General features: G+C 51.6%; 19 protein-coding genes. 2 read left to right on the top strand and 17 right to left on the bottom strand.

Annotation, left to right across the window (positions count from 1 at the left end):
* Positions 1 to 18: 18 nt before the first annotated feature.
* Together PRZ02_RS00190 and PRZ02_RS00185 are read right to left on the bottom strand one after the other, a co-directional pair.
* Positions 19 to 171 carry a 30S ribosomal protein S30e gene (locus tag PRZ02_RS00190; RefSeq protein WP_449463261.1) on the bottom strand — a complete coding sequence of 51 codons (153 nt, stop codon included), beginning with the start codon at positions 169 to 171 and terminating at the stop codon, positions 19 to 21.
* A gap of 59 nt (positions 172 to 230) precedes the next feature.
* Positions 231 to 668, bottom strand: a complete 438-nt coding sequence (locus PRZ02_RS00185) for a MarR family winged helix-turn-helix transcriptional regulator (protein WP_449463848.1) — start codon at positions 666 to 668, stop codon at positions 231 to 233.
* Positions 669 to 829: 161 nt separating this feature from the next.
* Here PRZ02_RS00185 and ilvA point away from each other — a divergent pair, with 161 nt between their 5' ends.
* Positions 830 to 2,029: a threonine ammonia-lyase gene (ilvA, locus tag PRZ02_RS00180; protein WP_449463847.1), complete on the top strand. Its 1,200-nt coding sequence runs from the start codon at positions 830 to 832 to the stop codon at positions 2,027 to 2,029.
* Here the strand turns inward: ilvA and PRZ02_RS00175 are convergent.
* From PRZ02_RS00175 to PRZ02_RS00105, 15 genes are all read right to left on the bottom strand, one after another.
* A complete protein-coding gene (locus PRZ02_RS00175; RefSeq protein WP_449463846.1) occupies positions 2,026 to 2,724 on the bottom strand; it encodes a metallophosphoesterase family protein in 699 nt (232 codons plus the stop codon). The two genes, ilvA and PRZ02_RS00175, sit on opposite strands and share 4 nt — an antisense overlap.
* A 75-nt stretch (positions 2,725 to 2,799) precedes the next feature.
* On the bottom strand, positions 2,800 to 3,807 hold the full coding sequence (locus PRZ02_RS00170) for an aminotransferase class I/II-fold pyridoxal phosphate-dependent enzyme (RefSeq protein ID WP_449463845.1): 1,008 nt from the start codon (positions 3,805 to 3,807) through the stop codon (positions 2,800 to 2,802).
* Positions 3,808 to 3,895: 88 nt separating this feature from the next.
* Positions 3,896 to 4,999: an ABC transporter permease gene (locus tag PRZ02_RS00165; protein ID WP_449463844.1), complete on the bottom strand. Its 1,104-nt coding sequence runs from the start codon at positions 4,997 to 4,999 to the stop codon at positions 3,896 to 3,898.
* A gap of 5 nt (positions 5,000 to 5,004) precedes the next feature.
* The gene (locus PRZ02_RS00160; protein WP_449463843.1) at positions 5,005 to 5,784 is read right to left on the bottom strand and encodes an ABC transporter ATP-binding protein; all 780 of its coding nucleotides are present in this window, start codon (positions 5,782 to 5,784) and stop codon (positions 5,005 to 5,007) included.
* A gap of 5 nt (positions 5,785 to 5,789) precedes the next feature.
* Positions 5,790 to 7,055: a COG1361 S-layer family protein gene (locus PRZ02_RS00155; RefSeq protein ID WP_449463842.1), complete on the bottom strand. Its 1,266-nt coding sequence runs from the start codon at positions 7,053 to 7,055 to the stop codon at positions 5,790 to 5,792.
* Entirely contained in the window at positions 7,052 to 7,576 is a 525-nt protein-coding gene (locus tag PRZ02_RS00150) for a PadR family transcriptional regulator (RefSeq protein ID WP_449463841.1), read from the bottom strand. Before PRZ02_RS00150 ends, PRZ02_RS00155 begins: the two co-directional genes overlap by 4 nt.
* A 45-nt stretch (positions 7,577 to 7,621) precedes the next feature.
* Positions 7,622 to 9,070 carry an MFS transporter gene (locus PRZ02_RS00145; RefSeq protein ID WP_449463840.1) on the bottom strand — a complete coding sequence of 483 codons (1,449 nt, stop codon included), beginning with the start codon at positions 9,068 to 9,070 and terminating at the stop codon, positions 7,622 to 7,624.
* 30 nt (positions 9,071 to 9,100) lie between these two features.
* The gene (locus PRZ02_RS00140; protein WP_449463839.1) at positions 9,101 to 10,678 is read right to left on the bottom strand and encodes a B12-binding domain-containing radical SAM protein; all 1,578 of its coding nucleotides are present in this window, start codon (positions 10,676 to 10,678) and stop codon (positions 9,101 to 9,103) included.
* A 61-nt stretch (positions 10,679 to 10,739) separates the two neighbouring features.
* Positions 10,740 to 11,456: a purine-nucleoside phosphorylase gene (locus PRZ02_RS00135; RefSeq protein WP_449463838.1), complete on the bottom strand. Its 717-nt coding sequence runs from the start codon at positions 11,454 to 11,456 to the stop codon at positions 10,740 to 10,742.
* 46 nt (positions 11,457 to 11,502) lie between these two features.
* Positions 11,503 to 12,738, bottom strand: coding sequence for a tRNA (N(6)-L-threonylcarbamoyladenosine(37)-C(2))-methylthiotransferase (locus tag PRZ02_RS00130; RefSeq protein ID WP_449463837.1), 1,236 nt, complete (start codon positions 12,736 to 12,738; stop codon positions 11,503 to 11,505).
* A complete protein-coding gene (locus PRZ02_RS00125; RefSeq protein ID WP_449463836.1) occupies positions 12,722 to 13,372 on the bottom strand; it encodes a CehA/McbA family metallohydrolase in 651 nt (216 codons plus the stop codon). The genes PRZ02_RS00130 and PRZ02_RS00125 overlap by 17 nt, the downstream gene beginning before the upstream one ends.
* Positions 13,373 to 13,382: 10 nt before the next feature.
* Complete coding sequence (gene metG, locus PRZ02_RS00120; RefSeq protein ID WP_449463835.1) at positions 13,383 to 15,347, bottom strand: methionine--tRNA ligase; 1,965 nt, start codon at positions 15,345 to 15,347, stop codon at positions 13,383 to 13,385.
* 72 nt (positions 15,348 to 15,419) lie between these two features.
* A complete protein-coding gene (locus tag PRZ02_RS00115; RefSeq protein ID WP_449463834.1) occupies positions 15,420 to 16,325 on the bottom strand; it encodes an NMD3-related protein in 906 nt (301 codons plus the stop codon).
* A 57-nt stretch (positions 16,326 to 16,382) separates the two neighbouring features.
* Positions 16,383 to 17,207 carry a uridine phosphorylase gene (udp, locus tag PRZ02_RS00110; protein WP_449463833.1) on the bottom strand — a complete coding sequence of 275 codons (825 nt, stop codon included), beginning with the start codon at positions 17,205 to 17,207 and terminating at the stop codon, positions 16,383 to 16,385.
* Positions 17,116 to 17,583: a cytidine deaminase gene (locus PRZ02_RS00105; protein WP_449463832.1), complete on the bottom strand. Its 468-nt coding sequence runs from the start codon at positions 17,581 to 17,583 to the stop codon at positions 17,116 to 17,118. The genes udp and PRZ02_RS00105 overlap by 92 nt, the downstream gene beginning before the upstream one ends.
* A gap of 209 nt (positions 17,584 to 17,792) precedes the next feature.
* Here PRZ02_RS00105 and PRZ02_RS00100 point away from each other — a divergent pair, with 209 nt between their 5' ends.
* Positions 17,793 to 18,104 carry a hypothetical protein gene (locus PRZ02_RS00100; RefSeq protein ID WP_449463831.1) on the top strand — a complete coding sequence of 104 codons (312 nt, stop codon included), beginning with the start codon at positions 17,793 to 17,795 and terminating at the stop codon, positions 18,102 to 18,104.

Raw genomic sequence — 18,104 nt, 5'->3', positions numbered from 1 at the left:
GCTCAAAACAATCGCCGTTCAGCGGCTATTTTCCTGCGAATACACAAAGCGCTTAAGGTACTTAACCCGATTCTTAAGCCTAGGAACGGGATCGCGGTGAGGCATCCTTTCAACTTTCGGCGTTGCTTGCCTAACCTTACCTGCCTTAGTTACCGAACCGTGGCTTGGCATTTGTACCACTCAGGCGATCAAATTTAAGCGTTGCCCAGCGAATTATCGGTGCCAAGTCCCTAAAGGTCCGCCGTACGCTCGCTAACGCTCCTCATAAATTTCAGTACGGAGTAGACCTCATCACTGCTTTTGTCTTCCAAAAGCCTTCTTGTGAAGTTTTCAAGCACCAAGTTGGACTCCTCAAGTACTCTTTCTCCTCTACCCGTTATGGTCAAGTTCACCACACGTCTATCTTCCTGGCTTCTTGTCCTCATAACTAGCCCCCGCTTCTCCATGGAATCAATAAGGGGCGTGAGACCCCCAGGCGACATTAGCACCGTTCTCGAGGCCTCAGTCATGGTGCATGTACCATTGAGGTGGAGGCATCTCAGAACTCTGTACTCTTGAAGCCCAATTCCGAGCTTCCGAAGCTCGAAATCACTGGCCTTCTCTATCCTTTTCCAAGCTTCGACTATCCCGTGCCAAAACTCGATCTCTTTTACCACGGCATTGCCCATGGTTTTAAATTCCTCAGATGCTTTTATGCATTATTAGATGGCGAGACCAGCCATGGCCTCCATAAGCTGCCCCGAAAAAGTTTCTGGCGTGCAAGCTCACTAAAGCCCTGTAAGAAAAACGAAAATGCATTTACGCGCCCTCGATAGATGCTGGGAAAATGATGTCCATCAACGAGCCCACCTTAACGGATATCATAAGGGCCCGGGAAAGAATATCACCATACGTTCATAAAACGCCCCTCGTTCGCTCAGAGACGTTCAGCAAAATGACGGGAAATGAGATCTACCTTAAACTGGAAAACTTTCAGAAAACCGGTTCATTCAAGGTAAGGGGAGCTTTAAATAAGCTCATGACGACTGAGCGCAAGGATTTAGAGAACGGGGTTATAACCGCTTCTGCTGGAAACCATGCTCAGGGAGTAGCCTACGCTGCCATGACCCTAGGCGTTAAGGCCACCGTGGTCATGCCCAAATGGGCAAGTGAAGCCAAAGTGAATGCCACCAAGAGCTATGGCGCGGAAGTGGTGCTCTATGGAGCGAACTTTGATGAGGCAGCCGAAAAGGCAAGGACCATGAGCGATCAACTCGGTATGCTCTACGTTCCGGCCTTCGATGATGATCAGGTCATCGCTGGACAGGGAACCATCGGCCTCGAGATCCTGGAGGACGAACCCAGTATCGATTACGTTGTGGTCCCAGTTGGCGGCGGAGGCCTCATATCTGGCATTGCCCTGGCCTGCCAGGGAAAAGCTCAGGTAGTAGGAGTTGAAAGCGAGGCGTTCCCTTCTATTCATGATGCGCTCATGGGAAAAACTCCATCCTTCGGAAACACCATAGCCGACGGCATAGCCGTGAAAAAGCCGAGCCAAAGGACGCTTACCTACATAAAAAAGTACGTTAAGGACATAACTCTGGTAAGAGATGATGAAATAGCAAAGGCAGTATTCTTGCTCATGGAGAGACAAAAAATAATAGCGGAACCGGCAGGAGCGGTTGGACTTGCAGCTCTGCTATCTGGAGATCTGAAATTGAGTGGTAAGAGGGTAGTGGTTCTGATAAGCGGCGGGAACGTTGACCTGCACTTGCTTTCAAGGATAATTGATCACGCTCTTTTGGATATGGGACGTCTTCTGATAATTAACTTCGTGGCGCCGGATAGACCAGGCGTTCTTTCCATCGCAGTATCAACCATAGCCGAGGTAGGGGGAAATATAATTCACATACAACATGAAAGGGAAAGTCGCGATGTACCCATAGGTTACTCAAAGGTTAAGATATGGATCGAGGTACCCGATCCATCGGCCAGCCAAGAGATAATTAAAAAGTTGAGCCCAATCTTTCCATCAGTCGCTAAGGGCTAATCAGACCTGACCACCCATACTGGCTTTTTTCTGGCTGGAAAAGCTACGTTGTAAACTTGCACTTCTCCGACCTTCACGCTCTCTACTGTACCTTTATGTATATGTCCATGTACCCATGCATCGAATCCGCCCTTCGCTAGCTCCTCCTCAAATCTAGGGTATCCCATTTCCGGCCACATTTTTTCCCTCTCGCCAATCATCGTTGATTTCGTGGGAGAGTAATGACTAAGCACGATCTTCGCGTCAGCTTTCGTGTTCCTCAGTTTTTCAAGGTACTCCCTTATTGTCTTGATCTGTTCTCCCCTTATCTTCCATATGTCTTTTATGTGGGTGCGCTGCCAGTAGGTCGGCCTATCAAGGACCCCCTTGGTCCCAAAGACGGCCAGCTTTTCTCCACCTAAATCAAATATCTCTAGCTCGTCGATGAGCCAGCGGATCTTACCTGCAGTAGCGTGCACAACGTCATCAAAGGTTTCTTCGTATTCCTCGTTACCTTGGCAAGCCACCAAAGGACCGCCGTAAAATGAGCTAAGCCGATCCAGAAAATCACCTAGAGCGCTAGGGTCTCCCTTGTTAACAACGTCCCCGGCTAAAAGGAGGATCTGCGGCTTCGCTTCTTCCACTTCCTTTTGCGTAGCCTCAATGAACTGCTCGGAAAATCTGGGAACGTGTATATCAGAACTGGCCAACACCATCAAGTTGGTGCACCTCTAGCAGGGCAAAGCCCATCAACAAGAGCGCTACTCACCATCGCCTTAACCGAATATGCCTTATAGGTATGGCCCTTGGTTTAGCGCCTGAGCAAGGGCCCGCACCGCGCAATCGTCATCTCCCTTGGTCCCAACGCTAATTCTAGCGAAGCCTGCAGCAAACCGCGGGATCATTAGAGTTAGAGGCAGCTTTGGTATTCCCTTAAGGAACTTCATCAGTATGAAGTTCGTGAAGCTCTTGTAGGGCTTAATACCATTAAGCTTCAACAGCTTGCCGTACAGCCTTTCCCTTTCAAACAAAACGTACTGTGCGTTTTTAAGGGCATAAGAGGGATCCCTTAGCGCCTCCACAGCGGCAGCCATGCTTGGACGTGACAACTCGAACCTAGGTGAAAACCCTTCTACGTCCTTTACGAGCCTGCTCGGGGCCAACAAAAATGAAACGCGCATACCAGCCATGGCAAAGGCCTTGCTCATGGTCCTAAATATCACAAGATTATCGGTCTCGTTCACGAGATCTGCAGATGAGTAACCCGAGTACTCGGTATATGCCTCATCAAGCAGCAAGTAGCCATCGAGAAAGGAAAGGAGCTTGCTGACGTTTTCCCTTGTGCGCAGCATAGGAGAACCAGTAGGGTTATTGGGATCATCTACGACCAAAAGCTTGGGCTTTTCCCTCTTGGCCATTTCTATAAGATCGTCTAGTTCAAGGGACCAGCTATCTCCTTTCTCTGTGAGCGGCACTTTTTCAATTTTGCATCCGAGGGTTCTTAAGATCGGCTCATAGGAGGAAAAAGTCGGCTCGAGCAAAAAGACGAGATCCCCCGGCTTAACCACCCTCGAAAACAACTCATAAAAAACGTATTCCCCTCCGGAGGCAGCGTGAACGTTTTCTGCCCTCACTCCCGCGTATTTCGCCATAAAATCTTTGAGAAGCACGGCAAGTTCTGATGCCGGATATCTGTTCGCGTCAGCAAGCGATTTCCTAGCGGCCTCAAGAACGTTTTTAGGAGGGGGGTGAGGGAACTCGTTATAATAAAGCCTCAGTTCAGAGGGATCGCATGGCATTTGGCGTACATTGAAGCACACATATCAGCTTACCGCCGTTTTCCATGACCAAGCCCCTTGCCGATCTTCTCCTCGAGAGGATAATGGTTCATCGCCTTGTCACCGCCCTATTGAATATTGGAACGGCCAAACCCATAGCGACCACTGCAAACACCAACATGAACACAAGAGGACCCACTATGGCACTCACCCCCGCGTTCAGCACCATGAGGCGCCTCAAGGCTTCCACCATGTAGGTGAGCGGTATGGCCCTTGCTATATCCTGAAGCCACCACGGAAGCTGCATTATCGGGTAGAGTACCCCACTGAGGAATATCATGGGGAACTGAAGCATCATCAGTATCATGGTTGCACTCTCCTGATCCGAAGCTATGGAAGTCGCGATTATACCAATTCCCACGAAACCCAGGTCACCAAGGATGAGCACTGCAAGTATTAACAGCGGGTTTCCGTATATCTTTACGCCAAAGAAGGCCACAACTAGCAACACTATTATGGCGGCCTGTATGAGACCTCTCACTGTTTGAGCTATAGCTTTACCAGTTATTATGGACGACCTGGATACTGGAGCTACCATGAGGCCATCCATGGTGCCAAGCTCCCTTTCCCTTGACACTGCCGCGGCAAGGCCCGCCATTCCAGCCATGACGACGGTTAGACCCACAAAACCCGGGGCCATGTACTCAAACTCGCTGGATGGAGCCCATGGAGCTATGCTCTCAACGAACAGCGGCGAGGGATCGCTATGAATAAGCCCAGCCATTATCTGATCCACTGAGGCCTCAAGCTCCGCCGCCACTTGCGGATCCGTGTTATCGACTATAAGCACTACGCTGTTTTGCTGAGGGAAGGTTGGATAGATTATCAGTACCCCGTAATCCTGTCCGCTGATTACAGCCTGTTTTGCCTGCTGCACTGAAGCGAAGCTCGTTGTCGAAAGGACCCCTGATGACTGAGATACCTGCTGGAACGACTGGGCAAAGGCCTGAGCTTGGCCGCCATTTGCCTCATCAACTACCGCCAGAGGTATGTGGTTTATCTGCCCCGACCCTGGAAACATGAAGCCGAAAAGCGCTATGAGTATGATCGGCATCAACACAAATGTGGTAAGCCTCATCTTCGACCTGCTGAACTCCAGTAGATCCTTCTGGGCTATCCTAAGAGAATCCTTAAGCGTCTTCCCAGCGCCCATTTTCATCACCTCACAACTCTAGCCGAAGCGCTTTGCTTTCCCAGACTGTCCCTGAGCTGTCTTCCGGTCAACTTAAGGAAAAGCTCTTCAAGGTTCTTTACCCCATTTTCCTCCTCAAGTTTCTTCGGCTCACCTATGGCAAGTATTTTTCCATGGTCTATTATGGCCAGCCTCTCCGACAGCTCCTCCGCTAACGGCATCTCGTGTGTTGTGAGTACTATGGTTATATCGGACTCGTGAAGCTGAATTATGAGGTCCTTTATGAACCTAACCGTTTGAGGATCGAGACCCAGGGTCGGCTCGTCCAAGAAGAGAACCTTTGGATTGTGAAGCAGCGCGCGAACCAAGTTCAGCCTTTGTTTCATGCCAGTGGAAAAAGTGCCCACTGGCTTATCCGCAAACCTGCTCAGGTTAACCTCTTCAAGAAGCTCGTCTATCCTCTCTTCGAGCCTATTTCCGCCCAACCCGTAGAGGTTCCCGAAGAACCTCAGGTTCTCTCTGGCAGTGAGCCTATCGTAAACTATGAGCTTGTCGGAAACGAGGCCTATGAGTAACCTCACCTTGTCAGGCTCCTTCTTAATGGAGTAGCCGCCAACGTAAGCATCCCCTTCCGTGGGGCGAAGAAGCGTGGTCAGCATCCTCATGGTAGTGCTCTTACCTGCACCGTTTGGCCCAAGGAGACCGAAGAGCTCTCCGTCCTTTATGCTGAAGCTGATATGATCGACGGCAACGAATCCGTTAAAAACCTTCGTCAGCCCCTCGACCACGATGCTTCCATCTTCCAACTACATCACCCCTTGGCCTGGGCCTTACCACGCCTGCCAAGGACCCCTATGAGAATACCGAGCAGGAATATGACCACTATCAGCAGCACCAGCAAGAGCGAGTTGCTTCCTATCTTCGCGCTTGAAAGATCGCTGCCTATGGAGTTTATAAGGCTCTGTTTCACGTGAACTTGAATCGGTATGTAAGACGTGAATGGAACCTCCGAGTTGTTCTGATACCACGTGACCTGGAGCGTGAGGTTGTAAGTTGTTGGCTTGGCGTTAGAGGTAGTATCCAGTTCGAAGCGGACAATGTCCTGCTGCCCTGGCTTCAGCGAACCGGCGTAATCAGTGGTCACGCCGGAAAACTCATTTGGAGTTATCAGGTTAAACGTCACGTAATTTGCGGTGTAATTACCCGAATTCTTAAGAGTCACGTAGAGCTTCTGCCCCGAGCCGCCCTGCGTGAGATTGTATCCAGATGTGGATATAACCGAGAAGGAGGCCTTGCCGTATATCATGAAGGTTATTGGCACGCTTTCGCTACCGCCAGTCCAGCTGATGATCATTCTTGCAGTGTAGTTCGACGGTGATTTGACCGATCCAACGTTGAAGTAGAACTGCACTGGCACCTCTGTTCCCACGGGCAGAACGCCAATCTCGTGCACAGTCGAATTGCCCCAAGCAGGCAAAAAGCCAGAGGGCAAGCTCAGGTAGACCGTGGCGTTCCGTGCAAGGGATGTGCCATCGTTTACCACGTAAGCCTCAAGCTCAACGTCTTGTTCTCCCGGGAACATGGAAGGTGGGTTGTACCCAACCCCCACCACCTTGATAGAGGCATAACCCGTTATGGGCACCGACAAGTTAAGGTCTTGGGTGAAGCCGTCGGAACTTATGGTCAACGGGATCACGTAAACTCCATCGCTGGCATCGGCCTTGATGGATATAAAGAACGCACCTAAAGCCTGTCCTCCGCTTTCAACGGTGCCGAGCCTGACCGTCTCGTCCCTAGAGTAAACCAACTTCCCATCGGTGTAGTAGGAGTAATAGAAGGGACCCCAGAGCTTCAACGTTGCGTTCGCATTGACGGCACTCCCTCCCTCGTTAACCAGCTCCACGAAGAGCGGGAGGTTGGAATCGCCCGGTGAAGCCACAATAGGTGAGCTTTTAGAGCCCCAGGTAGCTGCTACAACTAGGAAATCTGGCCTTAGCCCAGCTGTCTGCGCCGAAGCCATAGAAAACGAGCCAAGAAGCAGCAACGCAGATACCAAAACAACATATAACGTTTTCACTTTTCATTCACCTCATTAAGCTTATCATCTATCCAAATCATCTGAGAGTCAAGCTCCACTTTGACCCTCTTCAGAAGGTCAGAGGCCTCCGAAGGCCCCAGGAGCTTTACGGCATCCTTGAGGAATCTGAACTGATTCTGATAACCAATCAAGGAGATCTTCACGAGCTGATTCCTTCCCACGAAATCCTCGAGTATCCCCCTGTAGTTATCCCAGTTCTCAAGGAGAGAGGACAGCTTGTCCTTGACGCCGGCAAGCGCAACCTTGCCGTCATCAGTTATTTCGTACACGTTCCTCCCCCCTTCAGAGTACCCCTTAATTAACCCATCCCTCTCCATGCGCTTCAGAAGGGGATAAAGCGCTCCACTGCTGAAATTCCAGGCGCCCCCCGTCTTCTCCCTAATGGTTTCCATGATCTCATAACCGTAATACTTCCTCTTGGAAAGCAAGTGAAGCACGTAAAACCTCATTAGTCCATGCAGCGTTCCACTGTACTGCTTAGAGGGAACTTGGCTAGACATAAATTACTTTAGATCAAGGCTTTTAAGAATATCGCATTATACATATCATGCTATATCTGACGGGTTAACCTCTAACTGGCGTCCATGTGGCGTAAGCGCTGATAAAACCATGGCCACAAGCGCCACACCCATTGAGAAAAGGAAAGCGAGACTCAATCCGTATTCAAAGGCTGCCATATTGAAGCCCTGACCAACGCCGCCTCCATATATCATTATGTCCATGAGCTGGTTAAGCGGAGTACGGCTAAGCAGGAACGGAAAAGTAACCGCAAGACTCAGCATGCTCCCGGTATTTCTGAGCATGGTCCTTATCCCTGAAGCCATCCCCCGTCTGTTAACTGGCACCGAGCTCATTATGGCGTTGGTATTTGGAGAGCTGAATAGGCCGCTGCCAGCGCCCATTACCGTCATGTAGATAGCCAACTTCCAGTAGGGCACTTTGTACGTAATCGTTGAAAGAAGGAAGAGACCAATCGCGCTTATCAACATGCCCAAGGTGCTCAAAATCCTTGCGCCGTACTTATCAGAAAGGCAACCGCTGATCGGTCCAAGCGCCAGAAAACCCAAGCCGTAGGGGATCATCATGATCCCAGCCGAAAACGGAGATTGCCCGTAAGGTCCTTGCAAGAAAAATATGAGCAGGAAGGTCACCGCACCGGTCGATAACCCCATGAAGAGGTTTGCCCCATTGGCCAGAGAAAATACCCTGTGCTTGAAAAGCGAGAGCTCTATTATGGGATACCGAGTCCTGCTTTCAACAAGGAAGAAACCGACGAACATTAAGATAGAGGCAACTATCATGCCTATAACCATGGAAAATGGAAGCCCTGGAAGAGCCACAAAGGTCAGCCCAAGTAGGAGGGCGGTGAGCGCTCCTGCCAAAAGGGCGTTGCCCGCGTAGTCAAAGCCCTGCTCTTTCGTGGGCTCAACGACGTCCCTAAGCCTAAAGTAGGCCCATGGAACGGCAAAGGCGGCAATTGGTATGTTGAAGAAGAATATCCAACGCCAGGAAATGGAGGTGAGTATACCTCCCACAACGGGACCTATAGTGAACCCGGTTATGAACGCTATTTGGTTTACGCCAAGCCCAAGGCCAACCTCTCCTTTCTTGAACGCATCCGTAACTATGGCCGTGCTGTTAACCATGAGGAAGGCCCCACCTAGTGCCTGAATTGACCTAAAGGCTATGAGCTCGTTTCCCGCTAAAGATCCCTTTCCCGTCACGAGGCCGCTCAGAAGAGACCCAACACCGAATATGGCAAATCCCGTGTTGTACATCTTTTTCCTGCCCATGATGTCGGCAAGCTTGCCAAGCGTGGGGACAAGGGTCACCGTTAGAAGCATGTATATGAGTATTATCCAAAGAGCGTAGAAGAAGTTAAGGTTAAGATCCCTCATCATGCTCGGAAGCGCTATGAGAAGGGCCGAGCTCTGAATGCTGCTGAGAAGAGCTCCAACCGTGGTAACAGATAACGCTGTCCACTTGTACTCCAAGGAGGATCAGGCTTTTGAAAATCTTGTCTTTTAAACGTTGCTGATCGGAACGCGCGCGGTGGGAAGAGGAGGGCGCAGCTGGAACACAGGCTCAAGTCCCGCCCGCATTATGCTCGATATTTCCTCCTGCCTCAGGAGCTTTGGTCTCGCAAGCGTTCTAGCCACCTGCAACACGTCATATGGGATCTTTAGCACGTAGAACATCTGAAGCGGTAACCTGCCCATAACGTACTTGCCCATGGTCGCCGCGTAGCGGTTTTCTGGCCCCTTGATCACCAATCCCGCCTTAGAGAATAGGTATCTTTCCACGTAAAAAGCGTAGTTAGCCATCCTAGAGGCCAAGTAAGCCCACACCGGATTTACCGCTCCCCTCAGAAGCGGGTGCAGGCAGTCGTAAAGGTTCCAATCAAAGGTGATGATCTTGTTGTCCTTCAAAAGCTTGTAGAAACTCGTGGAGCCCGGAAGCGGCGTGTAGAGAGTATACTGAATCGCGTCAAGACCCCTTTTAGCAAGCTCTATGGAGAACTTCACACTTCTCTTGAGGGAATCCCACGTCTCGTAAGGCGCGCCAAGTATCATGCCACCAAAAACGGTCACGCCCAGCTTATGGAGCACTTCCACTGCCCTAGCGGACATGTTCGTTGTTATTCCCTTCTTCATCTCCCTCAGTGTCTTATCGTCTCCAGACTCAATGCCGATAAACGCGAGGATCATTCCAGCCTTTGCAGCAGCCTCCATCACGTCTGGCCTTCTCACCACGAGGTCAGCCCTTATCTGGGCAAACCACCTTATGTCAGGAGCCTCCTGAGATATCAAGTTAAATAGCCTCTTCCTGGACTCCTCGCTCCCGGGTATCACCAGATCATCGTCCACGAAGAACATGTACTTATATCCCATGTCCCTCAGCGCGTTTATCTCCTTCATTATCCTGCCCTCGCTCTTCATCCTCCAAGAATGTCCCCACATCGCCGTGACTGAACAAAACTCGCAGTTGTAAGGACAACCCCTGGCCGTCTCTACCGTCGCGAACTTGGCCCCCCTTTCTATGACGTCAGCCCTGTAACTGTCTTGCTCTATGAGATCCCACGCCGGCATGGGCGACTCGTCGAGGTTTGCCAACGGAGGCCTCGGAGGAGTGAGCTTTACCTCGCCATGGTCGACGTAGGCTATGCCCTGAACTGAAGATGGCGACCTGCCGCTTGATATCGATCTCATGAGATCAACGGTAGTGACCTCTCCCTCGCCCCTAACCACGTAATCAAAACCATCCCTCAGCACAACCGGATACATGAAGGTTGCGTGATGCCCTCCTGCAAAGGTAATCAGATCCTTGTCTCTTTCCTTTATGGCCTTCACGACGTCGGCCGCATCAGGATAGTACGATGTAGCTATAGTAGTAAATCCTACCGCGTCATACTTGAGCACCTTTCTAGCGAACTCCTCAGGTGCGCTCTTGTGAATCATGCGATCGTATATCCTTACCTCGTGACCAGCATCACGCAAGGCTCCGGCCAGCTCCGCCAATCCCAGTGGAGGCATCCTAATTCCGAAGGAGTTATAGTAGCCTTCGCCGTAGGGGTCGTAGGGCTTTACCAGTAGTATCTTCATGGCATTTCACATGTATAAGCGCCTTATATTTTTACAGCTTACTATTTTCAAAAAAAGCTTCCTAAATCGAAGTCAGGGCTTCAAGGGCTACCTTGGTTGCCCTCTGCGCGTAAGCCTTCATATGAGAGGCGTCGAGCATTTCAGTGCGTTCGATCATGTTATCGCTTATCATGAGTAACGCAGCTGACCTATAGCCCCTTATCTGCCCAAGCGCGAAGAGCGTAGCGCACTCCATTTCAACGGCCGTAAACCCAAGTGACGAAAGCCTCTGCGCGAACCCGGGATCCTCGGCGTAGAACGCATCACTTGAAAAAACGGGTCCGACCTTGTACTGAAGGCCCTCGTTGTTGGCCGCTCTTACCAGCGCGCTTACCAGTTCGTGATCTGGCGCCGGGGCAAGACATATGTCCTTCACGTACTGTCCGATGGTACCCCCTGGATTGCTGGCAGCGGAACTGGGTATGACCAAGTCGCCGTATTTCTGCCCGGGTGCAAGCCCCCCAGCGGTTCCAAGCCTTATCATAACCTTTGCCCCGTACTGGTAAAGCTCTTCGAAAACTATAGCCGCAGAAGGGGCGCCCACCCCGTGGCAAGCCACGCTAACTAACTTATCGTTATAGAAGCCCGTGTAAACGTAAAAGCCCCTGTTGGTATTTACGAGTCTGGCATCCTTCAGTACCTCGGACACGAGTTTTACCCTTTCTGGGTCACCTGCTACGAGAACCCTTTCAGCTAAGTCGCTTTTTTTCAATTTTATGTGAAGAGGTTCTATCACCATTCCAATCATTATGCGATTGGCAATTAAATATAAACCTTAGGCGCGATCAAAAGCTCCTTAGATCAATAGGGGTTGCCTCCACGACCTTAACCTTTAACCTTTCACCCGGAAAGGCTGGCTGCCTTAGGACTACCTGCTTGTAGTTTTGTGTCCTTGCTGTAGGGGCATCTCCGCCCTGCACTACCAACGCCTCGACTTCTCTCCCCACATATCTGCGGTTTATCGCAAGAGCCTCCTCCTTCCAAAGCGCGGATAATAAGTCGCTCCTGACCTTCTTTATAGGGTCAGGGACCTGCTCCCACGCGGCGGCATCTGTCAACGGGCGCGGTGAGTACCTGGCGACGTTCACCTTATCGAATTTAACCCTCTTCAACGCGCTAACGGTTAAGGAGAAGTCATCGTCTGTCTCTCCTGGAAAGCCAACTATTATGTCGGTGTGCACTGAGGCCTCTGGAAACGCGCTCTTGATCTTCCTGAATATCTCAAAGACCTCGTCTGAGGTATAGCCACGCCTCATGTTTTTAAGGACCGAATCGCTGAAGCTCTGGACCGGCACGTGGAAGAACTTGAAGACCTTGCTTGACCGATACGCGTCAAGAAGATCGTCTATCCAAACCAGAAGCCCGCGCGGATTTATCATGCCAACCCTCACGCGAAAATCGCCTGGAAGGTCGGCCATCATGGCAAGTAGTTCGGGAAAGCTCATTCCAAGATCTCTTCCCCAGGAGTTTATCTCCACGGCCGTGATGTCGACCTCGACCGCGCCCCTTTCAACGGCTTCCTTCACCAACCTCAGCAGGGTCTTTGGCGGATAACTTGCTATGGCCCCTCTGGCGAGCTTGGTTGCACAAAAAGAGCAGTTCCCCCCGCAACCGGTCCCAATTGGGAGGGTGTAAATGGGCCCTCCGGGAGGGGGAGGAAGAAGATCGCCCAGCTCACCTCTCAGGTCGCACCCAAGCGATCCCAGAAACTGGCGCCTATCCCTCAGCGGAATCACGCTCGCCCCTGCCGACAACCCTACCGAGGGGTACACCTCAGCCGAGCAACCAGTCACTATGACCTCCTTTCCCGCGTTCCTAAGCCTCCTTATCGACGAGGACAGCTTCCTGTCCGATGCCTCCCTGACCGCGCATCCGTTTATTATGATCACGTCCGCGTCCTCGCTTTTGTCGACAACGGTCATGCCAGTGCTCCGCAACGCCTCCGCGAGACCCTTGGCATCCGCCTGGCTCAGCGCGCATCCCATCCCTTCAACAAAGGCCTTTTTACCTTTGATTGCCATAAAGTCCAAGCCTCTGGCCAACCCTTCCGATCAGCCTCCTTGAAAGTGGCGAAAGCCTTCCGCCACCGTTGGTCCCGCCTTTCCTGATGGCGCTCAACACGTCTTCCCAGCTATCCGCGCTCTCGAGATCTCCTCCGTAGGTGTAGCCGTTACCCACCTCCCAGGGGAAGTGAGCGTCGCTGCCACCGGTCCTCGCAAAGCCTGTCAACGAGGCTGCCTTGCGGTTAGACCCAAACCAGTTTGATGCATTGAAGACCTCGACGCCATCAACCTTCGCGCCCCTTTCTAAGGCCTTTCCCATACCCATCTTGAATCCAGAAAACGGATGCGCTGCTACGGCTAGGCCGCCCCTTTGGTGTATAAAGTCAACGGCCTCTTCAAGGCTCACGCCCTTAGCTGGGCACTCGAAAAGACCAAGGCCTAGAAGGTGTCCAACTGCCGTGCTGATCTCCACGCCCGGCACCACTATTATCTCCTTCTCGTCCTTGAAGGCAGCTATCCCGTTCGTGGTATTGTGATCCGTAACCGCGAAGCCCGATAGTCCTTTCCGCTTCGCGAAGGTTATGATATCCTTTGGCTTGTTTACCGAGTCCTTGGAAGAAACCGTGTGAACGTGAAGATCGAATACCCTCAAAAAATTCGCCTCAATGTATCCTCGAGCCTTCAGGAACGTCGCGCATGGGAACCAGTATGCCAAGCGAGCCATCGCTTCCCTCAGCCGCCAGCACCATGCACTCTGACTTCTCACCCATCATCTCCCTGCCCTTTATATTGACAAGAACGGCGATCTTTTTGCCTATGAGCTCCTCTGGCTCGTACTTGAGCCCAAGCCCGCCCAGAGTGGTCTTCGTAAACCCTCCAAAGTCAAATTTTATGCGCAAGAGCTTCTTCGATCCCCGTACCCTTTCAGCGCTTATCACCTTTCCTATCCTTATGTCGATCTTCTGGAAATCCTCTATGCCTATCTCGGGAAGTAGCGGCTCGATGGGCTTCTTGGGCGAGACCTTGGAAAAGACTGGATGCGGTTTGGAAACACTGCTACCCGGGGAGAGCTCACTGTCCACCGCCTTCCAGCTTGGGCTGAGCCCAAGGAAGGACAACATGGTTAAAGCCGATGACGGAGCTATGGGATAGAGCATAAGCGCTATGTCCTTTGCCACGTTACTTGCCACGTAAATCGTGTCCCTGCCCTTTCCCTCTTTGACCTGCTTCCAGGGCTCCCTCTCGTTAACGTACCTGTTTCCCGCCCTCGCGAGCGCGAGCATCTCTTCCACTGCTGATGAGAGGGATGTTCTATCCATGGCCTCCGTATAGGCCTTGGCCCTTTCCTTGGCGTAGCTCATCAGTTCTCTGCTTTCCGTGTCAAGCTCTCCTGGATCAGGTATGTGGCCGCCGAAGAACTGATCCACGAAGGTGAGTGTCCTATGGACGTAATTTCCCAGCGTGTCGTTGAGGTCGGAGTTGACCCTTCCCATGGATGACTCAATCGTTATCGAGGTATCTTTGCTCTCCGGCCTTACCTGCATGAGCACGAACCTCCAGTACTCGGCAGGCATGGCCGAAAGGGCCTCATCGCTCCATATGCCCTTCTTCTTGCTCTTCGACGCCTTCTCTCCGCCGAAAAGTATGAACTCCGTTGAGCTAACCGTCCACGGAAGGACGTAGTCCTCGTTGGAAGCCATCAGGAGGGCGGGCAAAATTATGGTGTGGAAGGGGATGTTGTCCTTTCCCACAAAGCAAACGAACCTCGTTTTCTTATCGAACCAGTAATCCTTCCACCTATCTGACTCACCCCTGAGCTCGAAGTACTCCTTCGTGGCGGATACGTAACCAAGAACTGCCTCCATCCAAACGTAAATTGTCTTTCCCTCGGCGCCCGGGAAAGGTGCAGGTATGCCCCAGCGGTTATCGCGCGTCACAGAACGAGGCTTGAGCCCGTCCCTTATCATGGCAAGGCTCGTGCTTTTCGCGTTGTCAGGCAACGCGTCATTAGACTTTATGTAGGCTTCGAGCCTATCGGAAAAGGCGGGCAGGTCAAAGTCCCACTCGTAAGTACTCTTCCAGGTTATGGGCTCATCGCAGAAAACCCCCCTCGGGTTTATCAAGAGCTTTGGCTCCAGCAACCTCCCGCAGTTATCGCACTGATCTCCATGGGCCTCGGGATAACCGCAATAGGGGCAAGTACCTATCACAAACCTGTCGGGAAGGAACATCTTCTTTTCCTCGCAGTAGGGCATCTCGATCTCGCGCTTCGTAATGTAACCGTTCCTGTAGACCTTGTCGTAAAAATCTCTAACAAAGGACTTGTGCACTTCGCTTTCCGTACGCGTGTAGTTATCGAAGTTTATTTCCCAAGCCTTGAGTATTTCAAGGATCTTCTTGTGGTTTTCGTCGGTTATCTGCTTGGGATCAACTCCCTTTTTAACAGCCTCTACTTCAATCGGCGTTCCGTGCTCGTCCGAGCCGCTGACCATCACCACATCATCGCCCTGCATCCTCAGGTAACGCGTGAAAACGTCAGCCGAAAGCAGATGTATTAGGGTACCTAGGTGGGGCTCGTAGTTAACGTAAGGCCAAGCTGAGGTCACTACCCACTTTCTACCAGACATAATTCATAGAGCCAATAGAGTATAAAAGCTGAGGGGTCGGCCATCCGGTTTCCTACCCTCAAGCGTCACCGCTTAGTACTTTATGATTTCGAGGTGCTTCGCCCTGTAAAAGTTGTAAGCGTCGGTCATGGATAACTTGTACTCATCTCCGTCCTTCTTCTTCATAACCAAGTCATATCCGTCAGCGCCTTCCACGCTCGCCACTTCCCCATCAAGTACTACGGAACTGCCCAGCCTGAGCCTGAATATCCTTACCAGCGATATCTTTTGATAAACGAGCCTGCCGTCCCTTTCCTTTTTCAGCAACTTCTGGCTGTAGCTGGTCTGCGCGAGAAACCTCTTCTCCAGCTCATGCCTTAAGTTCAGCGAAAAACTCGGAGAGTAAGCCTGCACATCAACTCCGCCCTCTTTTTCATCGAACTTAAGGGGCATTTCAGAATGCCTCCGCCCAATTGACTCAACCATGTGCCTAAGCCTTGTCACTTCATCGCGATCAAGTCTGCGTCCCTCTCCCCTTATCTGGATCAGATACGGGTAGTTTTTCTCCTGAGCCATGGCGCACGAAGGGCATATGGAACTCTCATAAGAGACCTCAACTTCACCTTTCTCATCCTTAACAAGTCCAAGGCCCACATTTATCTCGGCAGTAAAGGCCACTCTTGCTCCGCTGTTATGTTCGCCCACGTGATCTATCGTGATTTCGTATCCCTCGCTGTCCTTAAGCAAGCCGTAAAGGGCCGAGTGCACGAGGTCTGCCCAGCCTTCTCCAGTTGGTGCTGGTATCCACTGCCCCTTCCACCTTATTGATCCGCATACCCTGCACTTTGGAACCCTCAACTTTACGAGCGCGGGCAACCGATCTATATGAGACAACGCGCAGTCCTCACATAGGTTACCCTCTACTAAATGATGGGGGCTTTCGCGCGAGTACCCCCTTCCATCCTTGAGTTCCCTTCCGCAAAGCGCACAAACTCTCAAATCTAAGCATATACGTAAGGCGTTTTTAAACTCATCCTTAGAGGGCAGCCCCCGACCTCACCTACTCTTAAGTAGCGAGGGGAAGAAAAAGCGCTTGCCCGCTGCAGTCTTAATGCCATCCCACTCCTTGAGGATCTTTACGCTTTCGTTTGCAACCCTGATCGCATCGTCAACTCCGGCATTTGCGTCGAACTCACCCGTTTCCCTCTGGGCTATGACCGCCGTTACCGCGCCGGCCCTTCCTCCGTACAGCCTCGCAACGGTAAAAAGCGTAGCCGTCTCCATCTCGAAGTTGAGCACGCCAGCCCGCCTCAGGTCAGGCAGGACTTCCTGCATCCAGCTCTGCTCGTATCCCCTGTATCCCGGCCTGCCTTGGCCGGTGTAAAACGTGTCGGTGCTCGCGGTAACGCCGACGTGATATCTTATGCCGAGTTCTTCTGATGCCTCTATAAGGGCCATGGTTACCTCCATGTCTGCCGCAGCGGGGTACTCCGTTCTCACGTATTGCTTGCTTGCTCCATCCAGCCTAACGGAGGCCGCGGTGATGACCAAATCACCGAGCTTTATGCCTTGTTGGATAGCGCCCGTGGTGCCAACCCTTATGAACGTGTCGGCCCCAACCCTGAAAAGCTCCTCAAGCGCGATTGAAAGGCTTGGTCCTCCTATGCCAGTTGAAGTACACGATATTCCTACTCCTGCGTAGGTCCCCGTGTGAGTGACGTATTCCCGGTGAGATGCCCTGAACCTAACGCTGTCCCACCGAGATGATATGCGCTCAGTTCTGGAGGGGTCACCGGGCAGCAGCGCGTATCTCTCGACATCGCCGGGGCCGCAAGCTATATGGTATTCCTTGCCGTTTACTTTCGGTTCTTCGGCGGCCATTTTCATCACCCAGATGAAAAACGTCGGGCAAAAGCTCCCTTAGCTTTTGCACTTTTTCCCCGTATATGACGTCCATATCCGGCGAGAATTCGCTCAACACCTGGCGGCACGCTCCGCATGGAGATGGGTTTACCAAGTCAGATACCACAGCTATGGCCTGAAAATCTCTGAAACCCTCAGATACTGCCTTGAAAGCGGCCACCCTTTCGGCGCACATGGTAAGTCCGTACGAAGCATTTTCAACGTTACAGCCCGTGAAGACGTGCCCGTCCTTGGTCAATATGGCCGCACCTACCCTTATCTTAGAGTACGGCGAATAAGAGTTCTTCATAGCCTCCTCCGCAGCCTTAACGAGATCTGCATACCTCTTATCCATGATACTCGATGCGAAACCGCTGTTAAGGCTAACGAGAAATGGACCGCAGGCCACGCAAATAACCAGCATGACATCTGCAAGAACGCCTTAACCTTTTGGCCTTCCGACCTCTCGTGCCGCGGTGTGCTTCCAGCTAACTGCACTCCAATCTCGGCTTATATTTTCTCCTTAAAACTTTAATGCCAATGGCCAACTTAGTTTTGATAACTTTGTCAGATGAAGAGGGAGGAAGAAGAAGACCAAAGTTTTCTGCAAACCTGCCGTTCGAGGGATCGTCGGGAGAGACGTATTACCTGAAGTTTGCCGTTTGGGATGGAAAAGGTGGCAGTCATGTGTACACCGCGACGCTGACCGTTCGCGAGGGATCGAACTACACCGACGTGGCTAAAATAAGCGTGGCTGAAAGGGATCAATCGTTCAAGCTCATATCTAAAAAACTTTATGGCGAGGAACAGCTCAAATACAGAGCAGGCTCGGATACCTCAGAGAATGCAGACGAACAGGACGATAGCGGTTTCTGA

It is taken from the genome of Tardisphaera saccharovorans (assembly GCF_046635845.1).
GTDB lineage: Archaea > Thermoproteota > Thermoprotei_A > Marsarchaeales > UBA168 > UBA168.
This window is presented reverse-complemented; position numbering and strand designations above follow the sequence as displayed.

Excerpts from the sequence above, each read along its gene's own strand:
- PRZ02_RS00190 (WP_449463261.1), bottom strand. The coding sequence starts at position 171 with ATGCCAAGCCACGGTTCGGTAACTAAGGCAGGTAAGGTTAGGCAAGCA.
- PRZ02_RS00185 (WP_449463848.1), bottom strand. The coding sequence starts at position 668 with ATGGGCAATGCCGTGGTAAAAGAGATCGAGTTTTGGCACGGGATAGTC.
- ilvA (WP_449463847.1), top strand. The coding sequence starts at position 830 with ATGTCCATCAACGAGCCCACCTTAACGGATATCATAAGGGCCCGGGAA.
- PRZ02_RS00175 (WP_449463846.1), bottom strand. The coding sequence starts at position 2,724 with ATGGTGTTGGCCAGTTCTGATATACACGTTCCCAGATTTTCCGAGCAG.
- PRZ02_RS00170 (WP_449463845.1), bottom strand. The coding sequence starts at position 3,807 with ATGCCATGCGATCCCTCTGAACTGAGGCTTTATTATAACGAGTTCCCT.
- PRZ02_RS00165 (WP_449463844.1), bottom strand. The coding sequence starts at position 4,999 with ATGGGCGCTGGGAAGACGCTTAAGGATTCTCTTAGGATAGCCCAGAAG.
- PRZ02_RS00150 (WP_449463841.1), bottom strand. The coding sequence starts at position 7,576 with ATGTCTAGCCAAGTTCCCTCTAAGCAGTACAGTGGAACGCTGCATGGA.
- PRZ02_RS00140 (WP_449463839.1), bottom strand. The coding sequence starts at position 10,678 with ATGAAGATACTACTGGTAAAGCCCTACGACCCCTACGGCGAAGGCTAC.
- PRZ02_RS00135 (WP_449463838.1), bottom strand. The coding sequence starts at position 11,456 with ATGGTGATAGAACCTCTTCACATAAAATTGAAAAAAAGCGACTTAGCT.
- PRZ02_RS00130 (WP_449463837.1), bottom strand. The coding sequence starts at position 12,738 with ATGGCAATCAAAGGTAAAAAGGCCTTTGTTGAAGGGATGGGATGCGCG.
- metG (WP_449463835.1), bottom strand. The coding sequence starts at position 15,347 with ATGTCTGGTAGAAAGTGGGTAGTGACCTCAGCTTGGCCTTACGTTAAC.
- udp (WP_449463833.1), bottom strand. The coding sequence starts at position 17,207 with ATGGCCGCCGAAGAACCGAAAGTAAACGGCAAGGAATACCATATAGCT.
- PRZ02_RS00105 (WP_449463832.1), bottom strand. The coding sequence starts at position 17,583 with ATGGATAAGAGGTATGCAGATCTCGTTAAGGCTGCGGAGGAGGCTATG.